Origin of the sequence: Pseudarthrobacter sp. S9 (assembly GCF_050156545.1) — a bacterium.
Taxonomy (GTDB): Bacteria; Actinomycetota; Actinomycetes; order Actinomycetales; family Micrococcaceae; genus Arthrobacter.
On sequence record NZ_CP189576.1, the window covers coordinates 1525660 to 1546604 of the forward strand.

Here is a 20945-nt window from a genome sequence, read left to right on the forward strand (position 1 = left end):
TGGATGTCCTAGTATATTGCAGAGTGATGGGGATCACTAGGCAGGGCACCGTCCCGGACCGGTGGATCATCACGCAATGGCGCCGGGCTTGGAACGGCTGCGCCAGAAGACTTCGAAAGGTGCACTATGACCGTCACTGAGGAATTCCGTGCCGCGCGGGACAGGCTGCTGGCCCTCCGCGAGGACTACAACGCAGCGCGCAGCGAATTCCGGTGGCCGCGGTTTGCCGAATTCAACTTCGCCCTGGATTGGTTCGACCAGATCGCCGCGGACCCGGCCAAGGCGGACAGGCCGGCACTGGTGATCGTCGAGCAGGACGGTTCCGCGACTCGGCGCAGCTTCGCCGACCTTTCGCAGCGCTCTGCCCAGGTGGCCAACTGGCTGCGGAGCCAGGGCATCCGGCGCGGGGACCGGATGATCATCATGCTCGGCAACCAGGTGGAGCTGTGGGAACTGATGCTGGCCGGCATCAAGCTGGGCATCGTCATGATCCCCACCACCACGCTGATGGGGCCGGCGGACCTGAGGGACCGGGTGGAGCGCGGCGAGGCGAACTGGGCCGCCGTCGGAAGTGCAAACATCGCCAAGTTCGCCGACGTCCCCGGGGACTACACACTGATCGAAATCGGCGACGGCGACGCCGTCAATCCAGCCGCCCTGCAGTATGCGGACTCCCCCGCCGCCCCGACGGACTTCACCGCGGACGCCCCGACCCTGGCCGACGAAACCCTGCTGCTGTACTTCACCTCGGGCACCACCTCCAAGGCCAAGCTGGTGGAACACACGCACACCTCCTACCCCGTGGGGCACCTGTCCACCATGTTCTGGATCGGGATGGAACCCGGCGACGTGCACCTCAACGTTGCCTCCCCGGGCTGGGCGAAGCATGCCTGGTCCAACGTCTTTACCCCGTGGATCGCGGAAGCCTGCGTGTTCATCTACAACTACGAGCGCTTCGACGCCAAGGCGCTCATGGAGCAGATGGACCGCGAAGCCGTGACGAGCTTCTGCGCCCCGCCCACCGTCTGGCGCATGCTCATCCAAGCCGATCTCACCCTGCTGAAGAACCCGCCCACCAAGGTGGTGTCCGCCGGTGAGCCGCTCAATGCCGAGGTGATCGACCAGGTCCACCGCGCCTGGGGCCAGACCATCCGCGACGGCTTCGGGCAGACCGAATCCACCGTCCAGATCGCGAACACCCCCGGCCAGCCGATCAAGATCGGCGCCATGGGCAGGCCGCTGCCGGGCTACGACGTCGTGCTGGTGGACCCCGCCACGGGTGAAAAAGGCGACGACGGCGAGCTCTGCCTGCGCCTGGATCCCCGCCCCGTCGGGCTGATGAAGGCGTACTACGGCGACCCCGACAAGACAGCGGAGGCTTTCCGCGACGGCTACTACCACACGGGAGACATGGCGAGCCGGGACGAGCGCGGCATCATCACCTATGTGGGCCGCGGCGACGACGTCTTCAAGTCCTCCGATTACCGGCTGTCCCCGTTCGAGCTCGAAAGCGTGCTGATCGAACACCCGGCGGTGGCGGAGGCCGCCGTCGTCCCGTCCCCCGATCCGCTCAAGCTCTCGGTGCCCAAGGCGTTTGTGGTCCTAGCCGCCGGGCACGAGGCCGGTCCGGAACTGGCGGAGGACATCCTGCGGTACTGCCGCGACCATCTGGCCCCCTTCAAGCGGATCCGCCGGCTGGAGTTTGCCGAGCTGCCCAAGACGATCTCCGGCAAGATCCGGCGGGTGGAGCTGCGGCACAGCGAGATACTGCGGCACGGCGGCGGGGCCGTTCCCGAAGGCCTCGGCACGGAGTACTCCGAGGCCGACTTCCCGGGCCTGAAGAACCAGGGGTGACCGTGGGAACTCCGCTGCCGCGTGATCCGATCGCCGATGCCCGACTGAACTGGGAGCGGCACGGCTGGGCCGACGTCGCCGCGCCGATGGCCGCCATCACGGCCATCATGCGGACCCAGCAGATCCTGCTGGCCCGGATCGAAGGCGCCCTCAAGCCGTTCGGGCTGACGTTTGCCCGCTACGAGCTGCTGGCGCTGCTGAGTTTTGCCCGCAGCGGCGCCCTGCCCATGAACAAGGCCAGCGCCCTGCTGCAGGTCCACCCCACCTCGGTGACGAACGCCGTCGACCGGCTGCAGGGCGCCGGGCTGGTGCTGCGCTCCCCGCATCCCACCGATGGGCGCACCACCCTGATTGAGCTCACCGCCGAGGGGCGCACCCTGGCCAAGCGGGCGACGGCGGTGCTCAACTCCGAGGTCTTCGGCCAGTCGGGCTTCGCGGAGCAGGACGTCGACCAGCTGATCCGCATCCTGGGCACCTTCCGCCGCAACGCCGGCGACTTCACCGGCTGAAAAGCCGGATCAGGCTCCGGCGTCGGCGAGGACGGGCCTGCGGTCGAGGTGGATTCCGGCGATCATGCACCGCACGGAGCCTCCGGCCAGTTCGATCGTGGGAACATCGACGGGCAGCAGGGTGCAGCTTCTTTCGATGATGGCCTTCTGTTCCGCCGTCAGGCTTCCCAGTGCCCGCCGGGACAGCGCCAGCACACGGCCCTCCGCACCCTGGAGCTCGATCGCGTTGCCTGCGAAATTGAGGATCTGGTCGTGGCTCAGCTCGATCACCGTCCGTCCCCCGCCGGAAAGCCGTTGCACCACCTCGCGCCGGCGCTCCGCCGACTGGATCAGGCCCAGCCCGACCATCGCGAAGTCCGTCGCCACGGACATCATCACATTCGTGTGGTAAACGGCGGTGCCGTCCGCGTCGGCCGCGTCGAACAGCATGGGCTCATAGCCGAAGTTCGTGCAGAACCGCTCCAGCGCGACGGGATCGGCCCGGCGGGAACGTGCGGCGTATGCCACACGGCCGCCGTGGTCCAGGACCATGGCTCCCGTTCCCTCCAGGAACACCTGGTCCATTTCCAGCCCGGAGTAGTCGATGACGTCCTGCACCCGGTAGTCGGTCTTGAGGAAGTCAAGGATGTCGCTCCGGCGTTCGTGGCGGCGGTTGGGGGCATACATCGGGAATATCCCAATGTGTCCGCCCGCATGGGTGGAGAGCCAGTTGTTGGGAAACACGCTGTCCGGGCGGGTTTCGTCATAGTCCTCGAACACGTGCACCGTGACGCCGGCAGTTTCCAGCGCCTCGGCCAGCCCTGTCACCTCGTCCCGGGCTACAGCGGCAAGCGTTTGCCGGTCCACGGAGTGAGCCGGCATCTGGAAGGCATTGTCCACTGCCGTCGCCGGGTTGGGCATGAAAGTGTGCGGCCGTACGAGGACGACGGCGGACGGGGCTTGAACGGACATCGGAGGCTCAGGAACCGACCGGGGAGAGAGCACCCACAAGACCGAACAGGTTCTTGGGGTCATCCGGGCTCGCCACGAGGTCGATCTCCACAAAGAAGTCGGTGCCGTCGACGGCGTCGCGCACGAACCGCAGGGCGGAGAAGTCCTCGATGGCAAAGCCGACCGAGTCGAAGATGGTGATCTGTGCGGCCGCGGTGCGCCCGGGCGCCCGGTCAGTCAGGACCTGCCAGAACTCCGTGACGCCAAAGTCGGCCGGCATGTGCTGGATCTCCCCTTCGATGCGGGTCTGGGGCGCGAACTCCACGAATACGTCACCGAGTCCGAGGATCGATTGTTCCAGCTCGGTCTTCCCCGGGCAGTCACCGCCGATGGCGTTGATGTGGACACCCGGTTCGATCAGGTCCCCCGTGAGGACGGTGGCGTTCGTCTTGTCCGCGGTGCATGTGGTGATGACATCGGCCCCGCGCACGGCATCCGCGGCAGACGTGGCAATCGTGATGTCGAAGCCCAGGGGCGCCATGTTGGCCACGAACTTCTCGAGTGCGGCGGGATCGGTGTCCCATACCCTGAGCGTGGAAATCCCCAGGGCGCTGCGGAACGCCAAGGCCTGGAACTCGGACTGGCTTCCGCTGCCGATCATCGCCATGACGCGAGAGTCGGCACGGGCAAGCTTTTTCGCCACCATTCCGGACGTCGCCGCGGTCCGCAGCGCAGTCAGCACCGTCATCTCGGTAAGGAAAGTGGGGTAGCCGTTGTGGACGTCGGCCAGGACACCAAACGCCGTCACGGTCTGGAAACCGCGCGCAGGGTTGGACGGGTGACCGTTGACGTACTTGAAACCATAGGTCTCGTGGTCGCTCGTGGGCATGAGCTCGATGACGCCGAACGGCGTGTGGCTGGCGACCCGGGGCGTCTTGTCGAACGATTCCCAGCGCCGGAAGTCATCCTCAAGGTATTGGATCATCCCGGAAATGATGTTCTCCGGCCCGCGGCCGGCAGCCCAGCGCACCATGTTGTGGACATCGACAAAGCGCGTCATTTGCGCCCCCTAATTCTCTAGTTAACCACTGATGGCATAACCCTACGTTCCGGCGATATGCAGGCTCAATTGCCGAATAGCAAGCTTTTTGTTGAGTTACTGAGCATAATGACGACCAGTTTTGTGCATTCTGTACGCTGGAGCCTCTGGATCCCCAGGTCCCCAGATCCCCGGATGCCTAGCGCAGCACCGAGCTGAGCAGGAGGCTCGTCTCGCTGTTGACAATGCCGTCGACCCCACGGATCCGCCCCAGGACCTGGTCGAAGCCGGTGAGGCTCTCGGTCCGGAGCTCGGCAACCAGGTCCCAGCCGCCGTTGGTGGTGTGCAGCGCCGTGATTTCCGGAAAGCCCCTGAGCTGGCGGATGACCCTGTCCGTTGTCCTGCCCTCCACAGCGATCAGGGCAATGGCGTGGATCGCCAGGGGATCGAGCTCGTCGCGCACCCGGACTGTGAAGCCGACGATGGTCCCGGACGCGACCAGCCGCTCCAGCCGGCTGTTGACGGTGGCCCGGGCGACATCGAGCCTGCGGGCCAAGCTGGCCACCGAGGCCCTGCCGTCCTCACGGAGGGCGGACAGCAGCCGGCGATCAAGGTCAGTGAGAGGGGTCATTTTCATAATGTATATCCGGCTTCACCGTTTTGTAAGTTTTTTCAATGAAAAGTTGGTTTTCTGGTCATTGAGGATGCACATCACCCAACCGTAGTGTTGTGGCAGCGGTGACGCAGGACACAAGAAACGCTGCCGCCACCCCCTCTCACCTAGTCCAAAGGGTAAAAAGATGCCGTCTTCCTCCATGCCGTCGCTGAGGCTCGCTGCCGTTGTCGCGGCCGCCGCGCTGGCCCTCACCGCTTGCACCAACGCCTCGCAGACCGCCGCAGTCTCCTCGTCGGGGCCTGACGGCTTCGACCCCTCGGCAATCCAGAAGGACGAAGCACTGGCCGCGTCGGTTTCCCCCGCGCTGAAGGCAAAAGGCGTCCTGACCGTCGGCTCCGACACGTCCTACGCCCCCGCCGAATTCCTGGGTGCCGATGGCCAGACGCCGCAGGGCTACGACGTCGACATCGCGAAAGCGGTGGGTGCCACCCTTGGCCTGAGCACCAAGGTTGAGACGGCGGAGTTCACCGGCATCCTGCCGGCACTGGGCCCCAAGTACGATCTCGGGATCTCCTCGTTCACCATCAACCCCGAGCGCGCCCAGACCGTGAATTTTGTCAGCTATTTCAATGCAGGCGTGCTGTGGGCGGTGGCCAAGGGCAACCCGAAGAACTTCGCTGTGGAGGATGTCTGCGGCAAGAAGGTGGGAGTCCAGACCGGCACCGTAGAGGAGGATCCTGATTTGTCCGGCCGCTCCCGGAAGTGCGTCGCCGAGGGCAAGCCCGCCATCGACATCGTCACGCTGAAGAACCAGACAGACGTCACCACGCGCCTGGTCAACGGCAGCATCGACGCCATGGCCGCAGACTCGCCGGTCATCGGTTACGCCCTGTCGCAGACCGGGGACAAACTCCAGACGCTGGGCGAAGTCTACGATGCCGCACCCCAGGGAATTGCCGTTGCGAAGTCGGACACTGCGTTGTCCGAACTAGTCGGCAAGGTCATGAACAAGCTCATCAGCGATGGCACCTACGGGAAAATCCTGGAGAAATGGAACAACTCCAAGGGCGCCGTGACCAAGTCTGAAGTAAACCCGGTGGTGGGCAGTTGAGCACCCTGACACAGGGCGAGACCACAACCGTCCAGCCCGGGCAACGACGCCGTGGACCGGAACTCATCAACGCCGTTCCGGTCCGCCACCCCGGCCGATGGGCCGCGGGCGCTATCATCCTGCTTTTCGCCGCCACCATGGCCCAGAGCGTGTTCACCAACGTCAACTTCCGCTGGGAGACGGTGGGGAAGTACCTCCTCGACGTCCTGGTGGTCCAAGGCATCGGCTGGACGCTGCTCCTCACGGTGCTCTCGATGGTAATCGCCATTGTGCTGGCCGTGCTGCTCGCCTTCATGCGCCAGTCGGACAACCCGCTCTTCCGCGGGGTGAGCTGGGCCTGGGTCTGGTTCTTTCGCGGTACGCCGGTCTACACCCAGCTCGTCTTCTGGGGCCTCATTTCGGTGCTCTATCCCAAGATCGCCGTGGGCGTTCCGTTCGGGCCCGAGCTTCTCACCTTCAGCACGCAGGATGTGATCACCGCCTTCGTGGCGGCGGTCCTGGGCCTGGGTTTGAACGAGTCCGCTTACCTCGCCGAGATCTTCAGGGCCGGCCTGAAATCGGTCGACCCGGGCCAGATGGAAGCCGCCGAGGCTTTGGGCATGCGCAAGTCCAAGATCATGTGGCGCATCATCCTGCCCCAGGCCATGCGCGTGATCGTTCCCCCGACCGGCAATGAAACCATCGGAATGCTCAAGACCACCTCGCTGGTCCTGGCAGTGCCTTTCACCCTGGATCTCACGTTCGCCACCAACGGAATCGCCAACAGGAGCTACCTGCCGATTCCCCTGCTGATCGTCGCGGCGGTCTGGTACCTCGTTATCACCAGCGTTCTCATGGTGGGTCAGTTCTACATCGAACGCCACTTCGGCAAGGGAGTGGACAACCTCGTTCCCGCGCCGGTCAAATCCGTTCAGGCCCCCATCAGCGCCCTCGCGGCCCCGTCAGCCCACACACCCCACGCGCCCAGGAAAGAGGATGAGGTTCTGTGACCATCACCAGTGAAGTCGTGACGAAGGAGGCCCTCGTCCGGATCGACAGGGTCCACAAGTACTTTGGCAGCCACCATGTGCTCCGCGGCATTGACATGACGGTCCGGCAGGGCGAGGTTTCAGTGCTGATCGGTCCGTCCGGGTCCGGGAAGTCCACGCTGCTGCGCTGCATCAACATGCTCGAGACCATCAGTGCCGGCCGGATCAGCGTCAACGATGACCTCATCGGCTACCGCGAAAGCCGCGGGCGCCTCCATGACCTCACCACCAAGGAGATAGCAGCGCAGCGGCGGGACATCGGAATGGTGTTCCAGAAGTTCAACCTCTTCGCCCACCGTACCGCGCTGCAGAACATCATCGAGGCACCCACCCAGGTGAAAGGACAGTCCAAGGTGAAGGCCCGGACGCGGGCCATGGAGCTGCTGGACAGGGTCGGCCTGGCAAACCACGCCAATCACTATCCCGCCCAGCTCTCGGGCGGCCAGCAGCAGCGTGTGGCCATTGCCCGTGCACTGGCCATGGACCCGGAACTGATGCTTTTCGACGAGCCCACCTCCGCCCTCGACCCCGAGCTGGTGGGTGAGGTCCTCAACGTGATGAAGGACCTGGCCAAGTCCGGCATGACCATGATCGTGGTGACCCACGAGATCGGCTTCGCCCGGGAGGTCGGTGACACGCTGACCTTCATGGACGGCGGCGTCGTTGTCGAAAGCGGCGACCCGCGCCAGTTGATCGCTGACCCCCGGCACGCCCGGACCCGGGAGTTCCTTTCAAAGGTCCTGTGAGATCCGGGAACGCGGCCCGGCCCCCTAGACTTCGGTGGAGCGGAGCGTTCGGATGGAACGGGCCCGGACCTAAGGAGAACACAGTGATTCCGGAAATCAACTTCTGGGCGGTACTGGTGGCCACGCTGTCCAGCATGGCCGTGGGCTCGGTCTGGTACACGCCCAAGGTGTTCGGCAACTACTGGATGCGCGTCGCCAAGGTCACCCCGAGCGGAAATTCACGGGACGCCGTCAAGCCCATTCTGGTAACCCTCGTGGTCAGCTTCGTCAGCGCCTGGGTCCTTGCCGGTTCCGCCGCCATCTCCCAGCACTTCTACGGCGGAAATTTCCTGGCCAACACCCTGATCACGGCCACCATTCTCTGGGCCGGGTTCACGGCGGCCCGCTTCATCACCCACGATGCCTTCGAGGGCCGCCCCGCACGCCTGACGCTCCTGAACTGCGCCCACGAACTGGCCACCTTCGAGGTCATGGCCCTGATCATCGGCCTGTTCGGGATCAGCGCGGCCTAGACAAACTGGTATAGGAGCGACATCATGCCGAAGCCACCACCGAGAGCACGGTTTCCAGCACTGTCCTCACAGCCATCGGTTGCTCCGTAACTGCCGTTTTGACCGCTCATAAGGGCAGTTACGGGGCAATCGATGCAGGTCAGCGGTGCTTGAATTCGGGCGGACGCTTCTCCGTGAATGCGGCCATGCCTTCCTTCTGGTCCTCGGTGGCGAACAGCGAGTGGAACACGCGGCGCTCGAACAGCACGCCCTGCGCGAGGCCGGTCTCGAAGGCTGCGTTGACGGCCTCCTTGGCCACCATGGCCACCGGCCTGGACTTGGAGGCGATGACCTCGGCGGCCTTCAGGGCTTCCTCGACCACGTCTGCGGCCGGCACCACCCGGGATACCAGGCCGGAGCGTTCGGCCTCCTCGGCGTCCATGAAGCGCCCGGTCAGGATCATGTCCATGGCCTTGGCCTTGCCCACCGCGCGGGTGAGGCGCTGCGAGCCGCCCATGCCCGGCAGCACTGCCAAATTGATTTCCGGCTGGCCGAACTTGGCGTTGTCCCCGGCGATGATGAAATCGCACATCATGGCGAGCTCACAGCCGCCGCCGAGGGCGAAGCCGGACACCGCCGCGACCACGGGTACGCGCAGCCGGGTGAAGTCCTCCCAGCCGCGGAACCAGTCGGCCGCATACATGTCCATGTAGCCCTTGGCCTGCATCTCCTTGATGTCGGCACCGGCCGCGAAGGCCTTGGCGGAGCCTGTCACCACCACCGCGCCCACTCCGGGGTCCGCGTCCATGGCCGTGACGGCTGCCACGAGTTCGTCCATGGTGGCCTTGTTCAGGGCGTTCAGCGCCTCCGGCCGGTTAAGCGTTACGAGGCCCACCCGCCCGCGACGCTCCACCAGGATGTTTGCGTACTGTTCCGTCATGCGTGTCCCCTTCGCTGGTTCTGCTATTCACACTGATGCGCCAGGCCGCTAATGCGCGGACTTGTCCCGGATATCGGTGATGATGCCGGAGAAGTCCCGGCCGGCGCCGCCTTCGGCGGCAAAGGCATCGTAGATTTCCGAGGCGAGCGGACCCAGCCGGGCGGCGACGCCGGTGCTTTCGAGCGCGTTCAGTGCCAGTTTGAGGTCTTTCGCCATGAGCGCGCCCGCGAAGCCGGGCTGGTAGTCCCGGTTGGCGGGGCTCGTCGGAACCGGCCCCGGCACGGGGCAGTTGGTGGTCAGCGCCCAGCACTGTCCCGAGGCCGCGGAGGCGACGTCGAACAGCGCCTGGTGGGTCAGCCCAAGCTTCTCGCCAAGCACGAAGGCCTCGCTGACCGCGATCATGGAGACGCCGAGGATCATGTTGTTACAGATCTTCGCCGCCTGTCCCGCGCCATGCTCCCCGCAATGGACAACGCGCTTGCCCATCACGTCCAGGATCGGCCTGACGGACTCGAAGTCCTCCGGCAGGGCCCCCACCATAAACGTCAGGGTGCCTGCCTCCGCCCCCACGACGCCGCCGGACACGGGCGCATCAACAGCGCGGTGGCCGGCTGCGACCGCGAGTTGGGCAGCTTCGCGGGCCTCGTCCACGTTGATCGTGGAGCAGTCCAGGAACATGGTGTCCGGCCCGGCAACCTCCAGCAGCCCGGGCTGTCCGACCGTGCCGCGGTACGCATCCAGAAGGTGCTTGCCGCTAGGCAGCATGGTCAGCACGACGGCGGCACCGGCCGCTGCCTCTGAGGCGCCGTCCGCTGTGGGGATGCCGTGGGCCCTGGCGGTTTCCAGCGCCGCGGGCACGACGTCGAACCCGGTCACGCTGTGGCCGGCCTTGACCAGGTTGATGGCCATCGGCCCGCCCATATGGCCCAGTCCCAGGAAGGCGATGTGGCCTGCGTTCGGTGTGGTCTCAGGCATTGTTCTTCTCCTTTGCGGAAAGCTTCAGTTCGCGGTCGCCCAGCGGCGCGAAGTAGGCCTCGACGTCGGCCGTGGTCACCTCAGACAGCATGGCCGGTTTCCAGCGCGGGTTGCGGTCCTTGTCCACCACCTGGGCCCGGATGCCTTCGCGGAAGTCGGGACCGGCCAGCAAGCGCAGGCCCACCCGGTATTCCTGCTCAAGGGCTTCCGCCAGGCTCAGGCCCCGGACCCGGCGCAAGGATTCCAGCGCCACTTTGACGGCGGTCGGGGACTTGGCTTCGATCGTCTCGGCAGCCTCGGCGGCCTCTCCGGCATCAGCTGCGCCCATGGCACGGAGCCGGCGCAGGATCTCGTCGGCGTCGTCGCCCGCATAGCAGGCGTCGATCCAGTCCCGCTGTTCCTCGAGCGCGGAGGGCGGGGCCTGCCCGGCAAAGCGTCCGACGGCGGCTCCCGCCGGTTCGCTTTCCATCGCCGCCGCCAGCTCCGCCAGGCGCCCGGACGGCACGAAGAAGTCCGCGAGCCCCAGGAACAGTGCGTCCGCACCGCTCAGGTGGGCGCCCGTCAGGGCCGCGTGCGTGCCGGACTCCCCCGGCGAGCGTGAGAGCAGCAGGGTTCCGCCGACGTCGGGCACGAAGCCGATGGTGGTCTCGGGCATTCCCATCCGGGTGCGTTCGGTGACGATCCGGACCGAGCCGTGCGCGGAGATTCCCACGCCGCCGCCGAGGACCAGCCCGTCCATGAACGCCACGTACGGCTTGGGATACGAGTCAATGAGGGCGTTCAGCCGGTATTCCTCGGCCCAGAAGTCCGCCGTGGCATCGCCCCCGGCCAGCATGTCCCGGTAGATGGCCACGATATCGCCGCCGGCGCACAGGCCCCGGTCGCCGGCGCCGCGGACCAGCACGGTTGCCACGGCGTCGTCGTCGGCCCACTGCACAAGCTGTTCCAGCATGGCGGACGCCATGCCCGCGGTAAGGGCGTTGACCGCCTTGGGCCGGTTCAGCGTGATGACGCCCAGGTGAGCCCGCCGCTCGAACAGGACCTCAGCGGCGGGCTCACCGCCCGCAACAGCACCCTGCTCCGCCATCAGCTGCCTTCCGGCATCACGAAGCTGGCGCCCTGGCGGATGCCCGAGGGCCAGCGCGTGGTGACCGTCTTGGTCTTGGTGTAGAAGCGGAAGGCGTCCGCGCCGTGCTGGTTGAGATCGCCGAAGCCGGAGGCCTTCCAGCCGCCGAAGGTGTAGTAGGCGATAGGTACCGGGATGGGGACGTTGATGCCCACCATGCCCACCTGGACGCGGCTGGCGAAGTCCCGGGCGGCGTCGCCGTCGCGGGTGAAGATGGCCACGCCGTTGCCGAACTCGTTCTCGCTGCACAGCCGGAGGGCCTCGTCGTAATCCTCCGCGCGGAGCACGCTCAGCACCGGGCCGAAGATCTCCTCCTTGTAGATCTTCATGTCCTTGGTGACGTTATCGAAGAGCGTGGGACCGACCCAGAAGCCGCCGCCGTAGCCCTCCACCTTCAGGCCGCGGCCGTCGGCCAGCAGGCTGGCGCCTTCCTCGACGCCGGAGGCGATGTAGCCTTCGATCCGTTCCTTGGCGGAGGGCGCCACGACGGGGCCGAAGTCCGAATCCTTGGCGAGGCTGTGGCCGACCTTGAGGTCCGCGATCCGCTCCTGCAGCCTGGCCACGAGCGCGTCGGCGGTTTTCTTCCCGACGGGCACGGCCACCGAGATCGCCATGCAGCGTTCGCCGGCGGAGCCGAAGCCGGCGCCGATCAGGGCGTCAGCGGCCATGTCCAGGTCCGCGTCCGGCATGATCACCATGTGGTTTTTGGCCCCGCCGAAGCACTGGGCGCGCTTGCCGTGCGCGGCGGCGGTGGCGTAGATGTACTGCGCGATGGGCGTGGAACCGACGAAGCCGATGGCCTTGACGCGCGGGTCCTCGAGCAGTGCGTCCACGGCTTCTTTGTCCCCGTTGACCACGTTGAACACGCCGTCCGGCAGGCCCGCCTCGGTGAACAGCTCGGCCAGCCGGAGCGGCACGGAGGGGTCGCGTTCGGAAGGTTTGAGGATGAAGGAGTTGCCGGCGGCGAGGGCGGGGCCGGACTTCCAGAGCGGGATCATGGCCGGGAAGTTGAACGGCGTGATGCCGGCTACGACGCCGAGCGGCTGGCGCAGCGAGTGGACGTCGATGCCGGTGCCGGCATTGTCAGAGAACTCACCCTTGAGCAGGTGCGGGGCGTTGGCGGCGAACTCCACGACTTCGATGCCGCGCTGGATGTCGCCCTTCGCATCGGGGAGGGTCTTGCCGTGCTCCGAGGAGAGGAGGGTGGCGAGCTCGTCCATGTTCTGGTTGACCAGGTCCACGAACTTGAGCAGGATCCGGCCGCGGCGCTGCGGGTTCATCGCGCCCCATTCCAGCTGGCCCTTTTCGGCGCTGGCGATCACGTTGCGGACCTCGTCGGCGCTGGCCAGCGGAACGCGGGACTGGACCTCGCCGGTGCAGGGATCGTACACATCGCTGAAACGCCCCGATGTGCCGTCCACCCGCTGACCGTCAATGTAATGGGATAGCTCACGAACCATGGTCGAATGCTCCTTTGCACCTGTGGTTGCCTGACGTATTGCCGGGCATCTTGCCGGCCTGTGTTGCCGGCCTTAGCTTGGGCTTGGCCTTGGATGACTGCGGGGAAGTGTGACCCAGATCATCCCTGATCCTGAATATACTCGGACTTCCTACTAATTTCCAGAGGGCCCGGGGGCGGCCGGCAGCTTCGCCCGGCAGCCAAGTTCGGTAAGTTAGGAACTGTGAAGATTGCTACCTGGAATGTGAACTCCCTCCGTGCCCGTGCCGACCGTGTTGAGGCGTGGCTTCAGCGCACCGACTGTGACGTCCTGGCTCTCCAGGAAACCAAGTGCAAGGACGAGAACTTCCCCTGGGAGTTGTTCGAGAGCAACGGCTACGAAGTGGCGCACTTTGGCCTGAGCCAGTGGAACGGGGTGGCCATCGCCTCCCGCGTGGGGCTCGGCGACGTCGAACGCACCTTCCTGGACCAGCCCGTCTTCGGCAAGAACGGCAAGGATGCGGTGCAGGAGGCCCGTGCGATCGGCGCCACCTGCGGCGGCATCCGGGTCTGGAGCCTCTATGTGCCCAACGGCCGCGCACTCGACGACGAACACATGCCGTACAAGCTCAACTGGCTGGACACGCTCAAGACCCATGCCGAGGGGTGGGTCCAGGCGGACCCTGAGGCGCAGATCGCGTTGATGGGCGACTGGAACATCGCCCCGCAGGACGACGACGTCTGGGACATCGACTACTTCCGTGCCGAAGGCCTGACCCACGTCAGCGAGCCCGAACGCGCGGCCTTCCGGGCCTTCGAGGATGCCGGATTCCAGGACGTTGTCCGCCCGCACACTCCGGGCCCCGGTGTCTACACCTACTGGGACTACACCCAGCTGCGGTTCCCGAAGAAGGAAGGCATGCGGATCGACTTCATCCTGGCCTCCCCCGCGCTGGCCGCCCGGGTTACCGGGGCCATGATCGACCGCGAGGAGCGCAAGGGCAAGGGCGCCTCGGACCATGCGCCGGTCATAGCGGAGTTGATCGACTGATGGGGACTGTCCAGGGAAGTGTCGTGATCCGATGACCGGGAACCTCTACCGGGGACAGGCAGGGCTGCCGTTCTCTTCCGCGCTTCGGATCTACGAGCCCCTGGAAGCGTTCCCGACGGACCGGCACGAAGCCTTGAGGACGGCGGCCGCCGGAAAAACGTCCCGCGCCGCCGTGGAGAATGCCGAACTTCTCGCCTCCCTGGGCCGCATCACCCGCCCGGGCGGGGACCCGTTTCCCACCGGACGGACCGATCTGGTTCGCGTTGTCGCGGCAACGGCGAAACAGGCGCCGGCCAAGAACAGCACACAGGACTCGGCCGCGGGGGCCGAGGCGGGCAACCCCGGGCCTGGAGCCGCCTCCGGAGGCGCAGCGCAGCCCGAGAGACTGCTGTACTGCCCCAGCCAACTGGTCCTCCGCGCCGGGCTGGCCGCAAATGCCCTGATGGAAGGGATCCACGGACCCCTGGCCCAGCTGCTGATCCCGGAGGAGCAGCGGGACAAGCACCAGGAACGCATCGACGAGGTGCGGGCCCACCAAGGCGTGAGCCGCGTCCACACCCGGGCGTCCACGTGGGGCATCCCGTTCAGCTGGTTCTGCCTTTTCCAGGAATCGGACCCCACGGACGTGGTGGAGTCCGAGGGCCACATCGTCACTGTCCGCATCCGGGCGACCATCAGCGAGGCGCTTGAGAGGGTGCGGTACGCGGTGGCGCACCTGGCCATCGCCGCACCTGACCTGGACATGCTCGAGGACCTGACCCAGCTCACTGAGTGGCTCGAGCTCTTCCACCCGGATTCAGTCGTGGAACTCGACTATGGTGCGGTGGCGGACAAGGTCTACCCGGACGACTCTCCCCTCGATGTGAGGCTGGGCATTGAGTGTCTGGCCGAGGGCGACATGACCGGGGCGGCCGCAGCCTACCGCCGGCTGGCGTCGCGCTGGATCCCGATCCGGCAGCTGGCACGCGCTTCCTAAGTAGCGGCGGCGGACGGCTGGCGGGGCGGCGCCGTCGTTCTCCTGACGATCAGCCGGTGCGGCGCCACCGTGGACCGCACGGCCCCGGCGATTCCGTCGAGCTCGTCCAGCAGCATCTTGGTGCCCAGCTCGGCCTGTTCGTCAGGGCGCTGGCCGACCGTGGTGAGTCCCACGGCCTCCGAGAAGTCGTGGTCGTCGATTCCGATCACCGACAGGTCCTCCGGAACCCGGACCCCGGCCTTGTTGGCCTCGAAGATGACGCCCATGGCCATCTCATCCGAGGCGCAGAAAATCGCGGTGGGCTTCTCCCCGGGCACACCCCAGAGGCGGTTGAAGGCTTCCTGACCGCTGTGCACGGTGAAGTCCCCCCATTGGTCCCACTCCGGCCGGACAGCCAGCCCGGCCTCCGCCATCACCTCCTGGAAGGCCCTGATGCGGACCCTGGGAACGTCGAAATTCAGGTCGGTCTCGTCGTCGCCGTGCAGCAGGGCGATGTCCGTGTGTCCGAGCCCGATGAGGTGGCGGACCGCGGTGGAGGCTGCGGCGTAGTCGTCGATGCCGATGTAGGGGCACTCCTCGACGTGGCCGCCCACGACGACGAGCGGGATGTCGATCTTCTGGAGGTGCTCGATTTCCTCATGGGTCAGTGCCATACACAGGACCAGCAGCGCATCGATCTGCTTGTAGACCATCGTTTTGCTGAAGAGCCGCTCACGGTTGCTGCCGTGGCCGCCCAGGTTGAAGAGCGAGAGGTTGTAGCGGCGGGCGTGCAGCTCCCTGTCTGCGCCCTCTATTGCCTTGGAGAAGAACCAGCGGCTGACGAAGGGTGCCAGCACGCCGATGGTCTTGGTGCGCCCGGTGGCCAGACCGGACGCCGAGGAAGAGGCCACGTAGCCCAGGGCTTCCGCAATGCCCAGGATTTTTTCCCGCGTGGCGGGGGACACCCTGGGCAGTCCACGGACGGCCCGGGACACGGTGGCCGTGGAAACCCCGGCGGCAGCGGCCACATCCTCGATGCTGACGCCGGTGTGGCCGCCCCGTTGCGCCCTGTCAGTTGTCCGTGCCACTGTGTCCCCTTGTCGACTGTCCGATCTGTCCGGTCTATCGGCTGTCCGATCCGTCGGCTGTCCGCAACGGTGCCCTACCGGGCCTCCCCCGCGGCAACCGAGCTATTGATGTGCCAGCCCTTAGCGGCGCCCCTAGCGGCGCCGGGTCATCGTTCTCCGCGGAAGACGCCGGCGGAGCCTGGTCATTCCATACAAAGCCAGCAGCATGGCCAGCAGTCCCAGGGCCCAGCCGAGGGCTGGCTGGGCCGTCACCTCCATCCAGACGGTGACCGCCAGCAGCACTACGGCCCAGAAGCCCAGGAACCCGATGATGATGTCGAAGTCCTCCGCGGAGCGCTCGCGGCGGTGCACCGCCCGAACCTCACCGGGTTTGTGCTGCCCCGGGACCTGGTTGCCCGGGGCAGCGGACGGTGTCACTTGACCGCACCGGCTGTCAGGCCGGCAACAATCTTGCGCTGGAAGACCAGCACCAGGATCACCAAGGGAACGGTGACGATGGTGCCCGCCGCCATGATGGCGGTGTACGGGATCTGGTTCGGCTGCGCCCCGGCGAAGCTCGCAATGGCCACCGTGACCGGCTGCGTCCTGTCGCTGGAGAGCTGGCTGGCGATCAGGAATTCATTCCAGGAGGAAATGAACGCCAGGATCGCCGTCGTGAAGATCGCCGGCGCCGCCAGCGGCATGATCACCTTGCGGAACGCCTGACCCTGGGTGCAGCCGTCGACACGGGCCGATTCCTCCAGTTCCCACGGCATTTCGCGGAAGAAGGAAGTCATTGTGTAGACGGTCAGCGGCAGCACGAAGGAGATGTTCGGGATAATCAGCGCCTGGTAGGTGCCGATCCAGCCGATGTTGGTGAACAGCTGGAACAGTGGCGTGATGAGTGCGACGCCGGGGAACATGGAAGCCCCCAGGATGAAGCCCAGCACCAGGTACTTGAACCGGAAGTTGAGCCGCGCCAAGGCGTAGGCGGCAAACACACCAATGAGCAGGGAAACCAATGTGACCACCAGGCCGATGAACACACTGTTGAGCAGTGCCTGGCCGAAATGGTTGCCGAAGGAAGTGTCGAACGCCGTGTTGAAGTTGTCCAGGGTCACGTGGGTCGGCAGCAAGGAGGTGTCGTATGTGAAGCCGACGTCCCTGAACGCAGTGACCACCATCCAGTAGGCCGGTGCCAGGCACCAGATGAGGATCACGCCGGCACTGACATAGGTGCGCCCCTGCGCCCATTTTTCCCTGTTCTGGGCGACTTTCCTGCCCCTGTCCTGCTCTGCCCGGAGTTCGGTCGCTGCGGTCACTTCTGCGGCGGTCATTTCTTCCCCTTACCGGTGGCTCCGCTTTGCTCCACGACATTGGCGCCCAGGAAACGGACAAAGATGAACGCGACAAGGAAGATGATGATGAACGTGATGGTGGACAATGCCGCCGCCGCGTTGAACCCTTGCCGGACTTGGTTGATTACCAGGATCGATAGCGTCGTGGTGTTGTTCGCGCCTCCGGTCAGGATGTACGGGAGGTCGAACATGCGCAGGGCATCCAGGGTGCGGAACAGGATCGCCACCATCAGCGCCGGCTTGACCAGCGGCAGCGTGATCATCCGGAACCGCTGCCAGGCGCTGGCGCCATCGACCTTGGCGGCCTCGTAGACCTCGGCGGGAATCATCTGGAGGCCCGCCAGGATCAGCAGCGCCATGAACGGCGTCGTCTTCCAGACGTCCGCGATGATGACCGCCCACTTGGCCGGCCATTCACTGCCAGTCCACAGGATGGTGGTGTTGAACAGCTTGTTGGCGATCCCCTCGAAAGCGAAGATGAAGAACCAGAGCTTGGCAGTCACGGCGGTGGGGATTGCCCACGGCACGAGTACGGCGGCGCGCACCGCACTGCGGCCCTTAAAGGTCCGCGCCATGATGACGGCCATCCAGAAACCAAGCACAGTCTCCAGCGTCACGGTCACGATCGTGAAAAAGAACGTGGTGGCGGTCGCTGACCAGAACTGGGCGCCCAGGGTGCCCGGGGGGCAGGCCAGGGTGCCCCCGCCCGGAGCGGCACACTGCTGCGCAATCCAGTTCACGTAGTTCTGGACGCCTGCCGAGCCGCCCGCGGTGAAGAGGCCAGTGACTGGGTCAAGGCCTGCGTCCTTCTGGAACGACATGACCATGGCGCTGATGATCGGGTAAACGATCACAGTCGCGAGGGCGATGATGGACGGAGCCAGCAGCCATGACGCCCACCGGCCCTGGCTCGCAATCCGGTTGTCTTCCCCCACGCCCTTAGGTCCGTGGTGGATCGGGGTCCCGCCCGACGCCGGCGTCTTGACCGGCGTCGGGCCCAATTCGGTTGCCATGGCTAAGCTACGATCCCGCACCGGCGGATTCGATGGACTTCTGCATGTCAGACAGTGCAGCGTCTACCGACTTCTCGCCCTTGATCGCCGCGTAGGCGTTTTCCTGGATGGCCTTGGTCACCGCCGGGTAGAACGGGGTGACGGGTCGCGGCACGGCGTTCTCAATGGACGTCTTCAGAACCGGCAGGTACGGAAGCTTGGCGACCAGAGCAGGATCGTCGTACACCTTGCTCAGCACCGGCGCCAGCGAGCCCTGGGTGGCGAAGAACTTCTGGGACTCCTCGGTAGTCAGGAACTTCAGGAAGTCCAGGGCCGTGGCCTTGTTCTTGGAGTAGACGCTGACGGCGGCATTGTGGCCGCCGAGTGACGATGCGCCGGGGCCGGACTTGCCGGGCAACGCTGTCATGCCAAGCTTGTCCTTGACCGCTGAAGAGCCTTCAGTGGTGGCCAGGTTGTAGACGTAGGGCCAGTTGCGGAGGAAGAGGAGCTTGCCGTCCTGGAATGCCTGGCGGCTCAGTTCCTCCTGAAAGGTGATGCCTTCCTTGGGGATGTTGCCATCCGCATAGGCCGTCGCCAGGTTCCCCAGTCCCGCCTTGGCCTCGGCCGTGTTCAGGCTCGGCTTACCGTCCTTGTCCAGGACCGAGCCGCCGGCGGAGTTGATGGCCTCGGAGGCGTTGACCGTCAGGCCCTCATACTTGGTGAGCTGGCCCGCGTAGCAGCCGATGTTGTTGGCTTTGGCGATGGAGCACATGCTCATCATCTCGTCCCAGGTCTTGGGCGGGGTGGGAACCAGGTCCTTGCGGTAGTAGAGGATGCCGCCGTCGGAGGTCTGGGGCGCCGCGTAAAGGACTCCCTTGTAGGTGGCGCTGTCGACGGTCGGCTTCAGCATGGGACTGGTGTCAAGGGCCATCTTGTCCTTGAGCGGCTGCAGCCAGCCCTTGGCCGCGAATTCCGCCGTCCAGACAACGTCTACGTCCACGACGTCGTAGTTGGCGTTCTTGGCCTGGAAGTTCTGGACGAGGTCATCGTGCTGCTGGTCGGCCTGGTCGGTCTGTTCCTTGAAGGTGACCTTCTGGTCCGCGTGGGCGGCGTTCCATTTTTCGATCAGGGGGCGGACAACATTGCTGTTGTCCTTGCCCTGGATATACGTGATGGGCCCGCGGCCGTCCAGGTTGGCTGCGGCATCGCCGCCGCCTCCTCCGCCGCCGGTGGTGCCGCCCCCTCCTCCGCCACCACAGGCGGAGAGTGTGAGGGCTAGAACGCCTGCTGCGGCTATGGGAAGTAGGACCTTAGGGGTTTTCATACTGGAGGCTCCTCGCTGAGTACCGGATAAACGGCGGTGCAGTTCGTGTGTCGACCATCACAGTAGCCAACTCGTTGTGAGGAATGCAAGCGTTTACATGAAACCTTTATGCAAAGGAGACCCTCGGGCTACGGGGTGCTCCCGCCGCGGCCCTTGACTTTGCCGCCGCTACCCGCTGCCCGCGGGCCTTGGGGAATGTTGCGGAAAACTCCCGGCCCCGGCGTCAGCGGACCCGCTCGGCCCGGCCGAACCGCGAACGCGCGCCGGACCCGATGTGGATCAGCACCGGCGTGCGCTTGCCGATCACGGCGTCGAGCGCTTCCACCAGGGAAGACACCTCGGCGGCCAGGGTGTGGGGAGCTACGCCCTGGCGGGGCTGCACCCGGATCTTCAGCGCCGGCTCGCCCCGGATCTCGTAGGTGGCGACGGTGGCTCCGGCGAGGTCGGGCCGGCCGGCAAGGGCCGCACGGAGCGCCTGTTCCGCCACGCCGCCGCCGATCCGGACATTTCCCGGCACGTCGCCCGGGTCCTCTTCGCCCACGAGAAGGTTGGCCCTGCCCTTCCCCTGCTGGGCGGCCCACGCCACCATCACGCCGATAACCACCAGGAGCAGCACAGCAATGACCAACCACAGCCAGCTCTCCTGGCGGCCCGAGAAGCGCGTGCGCTCGAACAGCCCGCGCCAGATACTCCACACGCCGCCGGACCAGTCCCGCCACCAGATTCCGACGGCGGGCACGCTCGCCAGCAGGAATAGCAGGACGCCGATGGCGAGAAGTTTGAGTCCGAGGATGCCGATCAGGATGCGGTTGAGGAGCCTGGGAGTGTTGTTCATGCCCCGATGACCCCTGCTGTGGCCACGTTGATCCGGACTTCGGGCATCGGCGACGGCCCCATGTCCTCGAGCTCCCGGCGCACGGCCGCGAGGACGGCGTCGGCAATCAGGGGTACGCCGGAGGTCGGCCGGACATTGACGAGCACCTGACGCCTCGACACGATCACCATCACCTGCTGTTGGGTTACATTGGCGGCCAGGCGCGCCCGGCGCGCCAGGGCGGAGGCGATCACCTCGTCGTCCACCACGACGGCGGCACGGCGGTCCCGCAGCAAGCGGCGGGCCCTGCGCCCGGGCAGCACGGCATTGAGAAAGAAGAACAATCCGGCCATGGCCAGCACCGCGCCGGTGGCACCGAGCAATAGCGGCGGGACGCCGTCCGGGAGCGCGACGATCCGCTCCGCGGCCGTCTGCGGATCCACGAGCCACGGCGGCTGCCCGATGGCACGGACGGCGGTTTCAAGGAGGGCATAAACGCAGAACGCAATCACCAGGACCGCGGCGATCACGGAGGCAACCGCCCTCGATGAGCGCGTCTCGCGCTTCAGGATCCACTCCAT

Annotated in this window: 22 protein-coding genes; 8 read left to right on the forward strand and 14 right to left on the reverse strand. The window is 65.9% G+C overall.

Annotated features, from left to right (window positions below; genetic code table 11):
- Window positions 1-126: 126 nt before the first annotated feature.
- Together ACQCSY_RS07175 and ACQCSY_RS07180 are read left to right on the forward strand one after the other, a co-directional pair.
- Window positions 127-1854, forward strand: coding sequence for an AMP-binding protein (locus ACQCSY_RS07175; RefSeq protein ID WP_427134388.1), 1728 nt, complete (start codon window positions 127-129; stop codon window positions 1852-1854).
- Window positions 1855-1856: 2 nt separating this feature from the next.
- Window positions 1857-2363 (forward strand): MarR family winged helix-turn-helix transcriptional regulator, encoded by a 507-nt coding sequence (locus ACQCSY_RS07180; RefSeq protein WP_427134390.1) that lies wholly within the window; start codon window positions 1857-1859, stop codon window positions 2361-2363.
- A 9-nt stretch (window positions 2364-2372) separates the two neighbouring features.
- Here ACQCSY_RS07180 and ctlX read toward each other — a convergent pair whose 3' ends face one another.
- From ctlX to ACQCSY_RS07195, 3 genes are all read right to left on the reverse strand, one after another.
- Entirely contained in the window at window positions 2373-3314 is a 942-nt protein-coding gene (ctlX, locus tag ACQCSY_RS07185; RefSeq protein ID WP_427134392.1) for a citrulline utilization hydrolase CtlX, read from the reverse strand.
- 7 nt (window positions 3315-3321) lie between these two features.
- On the reverse strand, window positions 3322-4353 hold the full coding sequence (locus ACQCSY_RS07190; protein ID WP_427134394.1) for an ornithine cyclodeaminase: 1032 nt from the start codon (window positions 4351-4353) through the stop codon (window positions 3322-3324).
- A gap of 178 nt (window positions 4354-4531) precedes the next feature.
- Entirely contained in the window at window positions 4532-4963 is a 432-nt protein-coding gene (locus ACQCSY_RS07195) for an Lrp/AsnC family transcriptional regulator (protein ID WP_426975838.1), read from the reverse strand.
- 169 nt (window positions 4964-5132) lie between these two features.
- On the opposite strand from ACQCSY_RS07195, the gene ACQCSY_RS07200 reads away from it, so the two are divergent.
- From ACQCSY_RS07200 to ACQCSY_RS07215, 4 genes are all read left to right on the forward strand, one after another.
- Window positions 5133-6059, forward strand: a complete 927-nt coding sequence (locus tag ACQCSY_RS07200) for an ABC transporter substrate-binding protein (protein ID WP_427134396.1) — start codon at window positions 5133-5135, stop codon at window positions 6057-6059.
- A 5-nt stretch (window positions 6060-6064) separates the two neighbouring features.
- Window positions 6065-7048 (forward strand): amino acid ABC transporter permease, encoded by a 984-nt coding sequence (locus ACQCSY_RS07205; RefSeq protein WP_427135727.1) that lies wholly within the window; start codon window positions 6065-6067, stop codon window positions 7046-7048.
- Window positions 7045-7833 carry an amino acid ABC transporter ATP-binding protein gene (locus ACQCSY_RS07210; RefSeq protein ID WP_427134397.1) on the forward strand — a complete coding sequence of 263 codons (789 nt, stop codon included), beginning with the start codon at window positions 7045-7047 and terminating at the stop codon, window positions 7831-7833. Before ACQCSY_RS07205 ends, ACQCSY_RS07210 begins: the two co-directional genes overlap by 4 nt.
- Before the next feature lie 83 nt (window positions 7834-7916).
- The gene (locus ACQCSY_RS07215) at window positions 7917-8345 is read left to right on the forward strand and encodes a DUF1761 domain-containing protein (RefSeq protein ID WP_427134398.1); all 429 of its coding nucleotides are present in this window, start codon (window positions 7917-7919) and stop codon (window positions 8343-8345) included.
- A 139-nt stretch (window positions 8346-8484) separates the two neighbouring features.
- On the opposite strand, the gene ACQCSY_RS07220 is transcribed toward ACQCSY_RS07215, so the two are convergent.
- The 4 genes from ACQCSY_RS07220 to ACQCSY_RS07235 are packed head-to-tail and all read right to left on the reverse strand — an operon-like array spanning window position 8485 to window position 12825.
- Window positions 8485-9264: an enoyl-CoA hydratase gene (locus tag ACQCSY_RS07220; protein WP_427134400.1), complete on the reverse strand. Its 780-nt coding sequence runs from the start codon at window positions 9262-9264 to the stop codon at window positions 8485-8487.
- Between the two features lie 48 nt (window positions 9265-9312).
- Window positions 9313-10239, reverse strand: coding sequence for a 3-hydroxyisobutyrate dehydrogenase (gene mmsB, locus ACQCSY_RS07225; RefSeq protein ID WP_427134402.1), 927 nt, complete (start codon window positions 10237-10239; stop codon window positions 9313-9315).
- A complete protein-coding gene (locus ACQCSY_RS07230; RefSeq protein WP_427134403.1) occupies window positions 10232-11326 on the reverse strand; it encodes an enoyl-CoA hydratase/isomerase family protein in 1095 nt (364 codons plus the stop codon). The genes mmsB and ACQCSY_RS07230 overlap by 8 nt, the downstream gene beginning before the upstream one ends.
- Complete coding sequence (locus ACQCSY_RS07235; RefSeq protein ID WP_427134405.1) at window positions 11326-12825, reverse strand: CoA-acylating methylmalonate-semialdehyde dehydrogenase; 1500 nt, start codon at window positions 12823-12825, stop codon at window positions 11326-11328. Before ACQCSY_RS07235 ends, ACQCSY_RS07230 begins: the two co-directional genes overlap by 1 nt.
- Before the next feature lie 222 nt (window positions 12826-13047).
- Here ACQCSY_RS07235 and ACQCSY_RS07240 point away from each other — a divergent pair, with 222 nt between their 5' ends.
- The gene (locus tag ACQCSY_RS07240; protein WP_427134407.1) at window positions 13048-13854 is read left to right on the forward strand and encodes an exodeoxyribonuclease III; all 807 of its coding nucleotides are present in this window, start codon (window positions 13048-13050) and stop codon (window positions 13852-13854) included.
- Window positions 13855-13885: 31 nt separating this feature from the next.
- The gene (locus ACQCSY_RS07245; RefSeq protein WP_427134409.1) at window positions 13886-14830 is read left to right on the forward strand and encodes a hypothetical protein; all 945 of its coding nucleotides are present in this window, start codon (window positions 13886-13888) and stop codon (window positions 14828-14830) included.
- Here ACQCSY_RS07245 and ACQCSY_RS07250 read toward each other — a convergent pair.
- From ACQCSY_RS07250 to ACQCSY_RS07280, 7 genes are all read right to left on the reverse strand, one after another.
- Window positions 14827-15897 (reverse strand): LacI family DNA-binding transcriptional regulator, encoded by a 1071-nt coding sequence (locus ACQCSY_RS07250; RefSeq protein WP_427134411.1) that lies wholly within the window; start codon window positions 15895-15897, stop codon window positions 14827-14829. The genes ACQCSY_RS07245 and ACQCSY_RS07250 overlap by 4 nt on opposite strands.
- A 132-nt stretch (window positions 15898-16029) precedes the next feature.
- Entirely contained in the window at window positions 16030-16248 is a 219-nt protein-coding gene (locus tag ACQCSY_RS07255) for a hypothetical protein (protein WP_427135728.1), read from the reverse strand.
- A 62-nt stretch (window positions 16249-16310) separates the two neighbouring features.
- Window positions 16311-17213 (reverse strand): carbohydrate ABC transporter permease, encoded by a 903-nt coding sequence (locus tag ACQCSY_RS07260; protein ID WP_427134413.1) that lies wholly within the window; start codon window positions 17211-17213, stop codon window positions 16311-16313.
- Window positions 17210-18247 carry a carbohydrate ABC transporter permease gene (locus ACQCSY_RS07265; RefSeq protein WP_427134414.1) on the reverse strand — a complete coding sequence of 346 codons (1038 nt, stop codon included), beginning with the start codon at window positions 18245-18247 and terminating at the stop codon, window positions 17210-17212. Before ACQCSY_RS07265 ends, ACQCSY_RS07260 begins: the two co-directional genes overlap by 4 nt.
- A gap of 7 nt (window positions 18248-18254) precedes the next feature.
- On the reverse strand, window positions 18255-19550 hold the full coding sequence (locus ACQCSY_RS07270) for an ABC transporter substrate-binding protein (protein WP_427134416.1): 1296 nt from the start codon (window positions 19548-19550) through the stop codon (window positions 18255-18257).
- Window positions 19551-19773: 223 nt separating this feature from the next.
- The gene (locus ACQCSY_RS07275; protein ID WP_427134417.1) at window positions 19774-20385 is read right to left on the reverse strand and encodes a hypothetical protein; all 612 of its coding nucleotides are present in this window, start codon (window positions 20383-20385) and stop codon (window positions 19774-19776) included.
- Entirely contained in the window at window positions 20382-20945 is a 564-nt protein-coding gene (locus ACQCSY_RS07280; RefSeq protein ID WP_427135730.1) for a DUF6286 domain-containing protein, read from the reverse strand. Before ACQCSY_RS07280 ends, ACQCSY_RS07275 begins: the two co-directional genes overlap by 4 nt.

Bases quoted from the DNA above. Each gene is read 5' to 3' on its own strand.
- ACQCSY_RS07175 (WP_427134388.1), top strand. From the start codon at position 127: ATGACCGTCACTGAGGAATTCCGTGCCGCGCGGGACAGGCTGCTGGCC.
- ctlX (WP_427134392.1), bottom strand. From the start codon at position 3,314: ATGTCCGTTCAAGCCCCGTCCGCCGTCGTCCTCGTACGGCCGCACACT.
- ACQCSY_RS07190 (WP_427134394.1), bottom strand. From the start codon at position 4,353: ATGACGCGCTTTGTCGATGTCCACAACATGGTGCGCTGGGCTGCCGGC.
- ACQCSY_RS07195 (WP_426975838.1), bottom strand. From the start codon at position 4,963: ATGACCCCTCTCACTGACCTTGATCGCCGGCTGCTGTCCGCCCTCCGT.
- ACQCSY_RS07200 (WP_427134396.1), top strand. From the start codon at position 5,133: ATGCCGTCTTCCTCCATGCCGTCGCTGAGGCTCGCTGCCGTTGTCGCG.
- ACQCSY_RS07220 (WP_427134400.1), bottom strand. From the start codon at position 9,264: ATGACGGAACAGTACGCAAACATCCTGGTGGAGCGTCGCGGGCGGGTG.
- mmsB (WP_427134402.1), bottom strand. From the start codon at position 10,239: ATGCCTGAGACCACACCGAACGCAGGCCACATCGCCTTCCTGGGACTG.
- ACQCSY_RS07230 (WP_427134403.1), bottom strand. From the start codon at position 11,326: ATGGCGGAGCAGGGTGCTGTTGCGGGCGGTGAGCCCGCCGCTGAGGTC.
- ACQCSY_RS07235 (WP_427134405.1), bottom strand. From the start codon at position 12,825: ATGGTTCGTGAGCTATCCCATTACATTGACGGTCAGCGGGTGGACGGC.
- ACQCSY_RS07245 (WP_427134409.1), top strand. From the start codon at position 13,886: ATGACCGGGAACCTCTACCGGGGACAGGCAGGGCTGCCGTTCTCTTCC.
- ACQCSY_RS07260 (WP_427134413.1), bottom strand. From the start codon at position 17,213: ATGACCGCCGCAGAAGTGACCGCAGCGACCGAACTCCGGGCAGAGCAG.
- ACQCSY_RS07265 (WP_427134414.1), bottom strand. From the start codon at position 18,247: ATGGCAACCGAATTGGGCCCGACGCCGGTCAAGACGCCGGCGTCGGGC.
- ACQCSY_RS07270 (WP_427134416.1), bottom strand. From the start codon at position 19,550: ATGAAAACCCCTAAGGTCCTACTTCCCATAGCCGCAGCAGGCGTTCTA.
- ACQCSY_RS07275 (WP_427134417.1), bottom strand. From the start codon at position 20,385: ATGAACAACACTCCCAGGCTCCTCAACCGCATCCTGATCGGCATCCTC.
- ACQCSY_RS07280 (WP_427135730.1), bottom strand. From the start codon at position 20,945: ATGGAGTGGATCCTGAAGCGCGAGACGCGCTCATCGAGGGCGGTTGCC.